This window comes from Streptomyces sp. (genome assembly GCF_031178505.1).
Lineage (GTDB): Bacteria > Actinomycetota > Actinomycetes > Streptomycetales > Streptomycetaceae > Streptomyces > Streptomyces gulbargensis.
Map to the genome: position 1 here is coordinate 1 of NZ_JAPSIW010000933.1, position 2,309 is coordinate 2,309.

Here is a 2,309-nt window from a genome sequence, read left to right on the forward strand (position 1 = left end):
CCTCGTACGGCCTGTGCTGGTCATCTCGGACATCGCCCACTTCTTCTCGTGCTTTTCTGCCCCGCTGCCCTTCAACCTAATTGATCAGAGGGCGCGGCGAGGCGACGGCGAGCGCGAACGGCGCCGCGGCGAGGAAGGCGGGTGCGTGCGGTCCCGCCCCGGCGGCCACGGTGCCGCCGGGGACGGCCCCCAGGGGCGCGCCCGCGACGGCGAGGGTGCGGAAGGCCGCGGCGACACGGCCGAGCATCCCCGCCGGGGCCCGCTCCTGCACGAGGGTCGTCCGGTGCACGTTCCACACCGTCCCCATGAGACCAACACCGCCAGGGCCGCGATCGTTACCGCGAGGGCGGGCACGGCGCCCAGGAGGACGAGACAGCCGGTCTGCGGTCTCCGAAGCGGGAGACGACGGCGGCCGTCCAGAGCCGTCCGAAGCCGCCCCGCCAGGCGGGCGCGACCCCGCTGCCCGGTGTCCGCGCCGCCGTCCGTGCCCCCGTCACGCGTCCCCCTCGGTCCCGCCGGCCGACTTCCGGTTCTGTCGGTGGGGGACGCCACTGACAACGGCTCAGGGAACGGCGAAGGGCCTTGCCCGCGAACGCTGTTCGCGGGCAAGGCCCTTCGCCGTCGGTTCGTCGCACCACGCCGGGAGCGCTCAGATCTCGCCCCGGAGTTTGGCGAGCGCCTCCGCGAGGATCGCCTCGCCGTCGGCGTCGCTGCGCCGCTCGCGGACGTACGCGAGGTGCGTCTTGTAGGGCTCGGTGCGCGGGGGGTCCGGCGGGTTGTCCCGGTCCTGTCCGGCCGGGAAGCCGCACCGCGGGCAGTCCCAGGTCTCGGGGACCGCCGCGTCACTGGCGAAGCTCGGCTGGGTCTCGTGCCCGTTCGAGCACCAGAAGGAGATGCGGAGACGCGGTGCCGACTCGCCCCGCTCGGCCTCGCCCATCGGCCCCGCTCCGACCCGGCTCCCCCGGATCGCGTTGCCACTTGCCACGGTCGTAACTCCCTGCGTGATGGTGCTCGAAGATGCCCCAGTCTACGTAAGGCCCAACGCGCGTCCAGTGTTCGGAGTTACCCGTCCAACTTCATCAGCAGACCAAGTACGACAATGCAGGCGAACCACAGCAGACCGACCACGATGGTGATGCGGTCGAGGTTGCGCTCGGCGACCGAGGAGCCACCGACGGACGACTGCATGCCGCCACCGAACATGTCGGAGAGGCCGCCGCCCTTTCCCTTGTGCATCAGCACGAGCAGCATCAGCAGCGCGCTGAAGACGATCAGGGCGATCGAGAACCCCATAACCACGGCTGGACCAACTTCCTCGGACTTATACGGACGGGGGCCGGGCACCTGCCCGGCCCCCGCAAGGGTACGACGGATCGCCGCTACGGCATACTCACCGGTCGCGTCACTGGTCGCGGAAGCGCACGATCCTGACGAACTCCTCGGAGTCGAGCGCCGCGCCGCCGACGAGGGCGCCGTCGACGTCGGGCTGCGCCATGATCGCGGCGACGTTGCCGGCCTTGACGGAGCCTCCGTACTGGATGCGGACCTTGTCGGCCAGCTCCTGGGAGTACAGCTCCGCGAGGCGGCCGCGGATGGCCCCGCAGACCTCCTGCGCGTCCTCGGGGGTGGCGACCTCGCCGGTGCCGATGGCCCACACCGGCTCGTAGGCGATCACGATCGACTCGGCCTGCTCGGCCGGGACGTCCTTCAGACCGCCGTCGACCTGGGCGAGCGAGTGCTCGACCTGGCGGCCGGCCTTGCGGACGTCCAGGCCCTCGCCGACGCAGAGGATCGGGGTCAGGCCGTGCTTGTAGGCGGCCTTCACCTTGGCGTTGCAGACCTCGTCGGTCTCGGCGTGGTACTGGCGGCGCTCGGAGTGGCCGACGGCCACGTAGGAGCACTTCAGCTTGGACAGCATCGCGCCCGAGATCTCGCCGGTGTAGGCACCGGAGTCGTGCGCCGAGATGTCCTGGGCGCCGTACTTGATCTTGAGCTTGTCGCCGTCGACCAGGGTCTGGACGGACCGCAGGTCGGTGAAGGGAACCAGGACCGCGACCTCACAGGCGTCGTAGTCCTTGTCGGTCAGCGCGAAGGCGAGCTTCTGGACGTGGGCGATGGCCTCCAGGTGGTTGAGGTTCATCTTCCAGTTGCCCGCCATCAGCGGGGTGCGCGTGCTCATCAGGGGGTCAGTCCTCCAGTGCGGCGAGGCCGGGAAGCGTCTTGCCCTCGAGGTATTCGAGGGAGGCGCCGCCGCCGGTCGAAATGTGGCCGAATGCCTTCTCGTCGAAGCCCAGGGTGCGGACGGCCGC

At 70.5% G+C, this 2,309-nt stretch carries 5 protein-coding genes; all 5 read right to left on the reverse strand.

The genetic code is table 11. The annotated features are described in order from the left end of the window. Positions 1-76 precede the first annotated feature (76 nt). On the reverse strand, positions 77-289 hold the full coding sequence (locus RIF68_RS34680) for a hypothetical protein (protein WP_309055484.1): 213 nt from the start codon (positions 287-289) through the stop codon (positions 77-79). 360 nt (positions 290-649) lie between these two features. Next, on the reverse strand, positions 650-985 hold the full coding sequence (locus RIF68_RS34685; protein WP_309055485.1) for an RNA polymerase-binding protein RbpA: 336 nt from the start codon (positions 983-985) through the stop codon (positions 650-652). A 77-nt stretch (positions 986-1,062) separates the two neighbouring features. Then, positions 1,063-1,293 carry a preprotein translocase subunit SecG gene (gene secG / locus RIF68_RS34690; RefSeq protein WP_309055488.1) on the reverse strand — a complete coding sequence of 77 codons (231 nt, stop codon included), beginning with the start codon at positions 1,291-1,293 and terminating at the stop codon, positions 1,063-1,065. A gap of 109 nt (positions 1,294-1,402) precedes the next feature. Beyond that, positions 1,403-2,179: a triose-phosphate isomerase gene (gene tpiA / locus RIF68_RS34695; RefSeq protein ID WP_309055487.1), complete on the reverse strand. Its 777-nt coding sequence runs from the start codon at positions 2,177-2,179 to the stop codon at positions 1,403-1,405. Between the two features lie 7 nt (positions 2,180-2,186). Then, positions 2,187-2,309, reverse strand: a 123-nt coding sequence (gene pgk / locus RIF68_RS34700; RefSeq protein WP_309055490.1) for a phosphoglycerate kinase, incomplete at its 5' end; no start/stop codon positions are given.

Excerpts from the sequence above, each read along its gene's own strand:
- secG (WP_309055488.1), bottom strand. The coding sequence starts at position 1,293 with ATGGGGTTCTCGATCGCCCTGATCGTCTTCAGCGCGCTGCTGATGCTG.
- tpiA (WP_309055487.1), bottom strand. The coding sequence starts at position 2,179 with ATGAGCACGCGCACCCCGCTGATGGCGGGCAACTGGAAGATGAACCTC.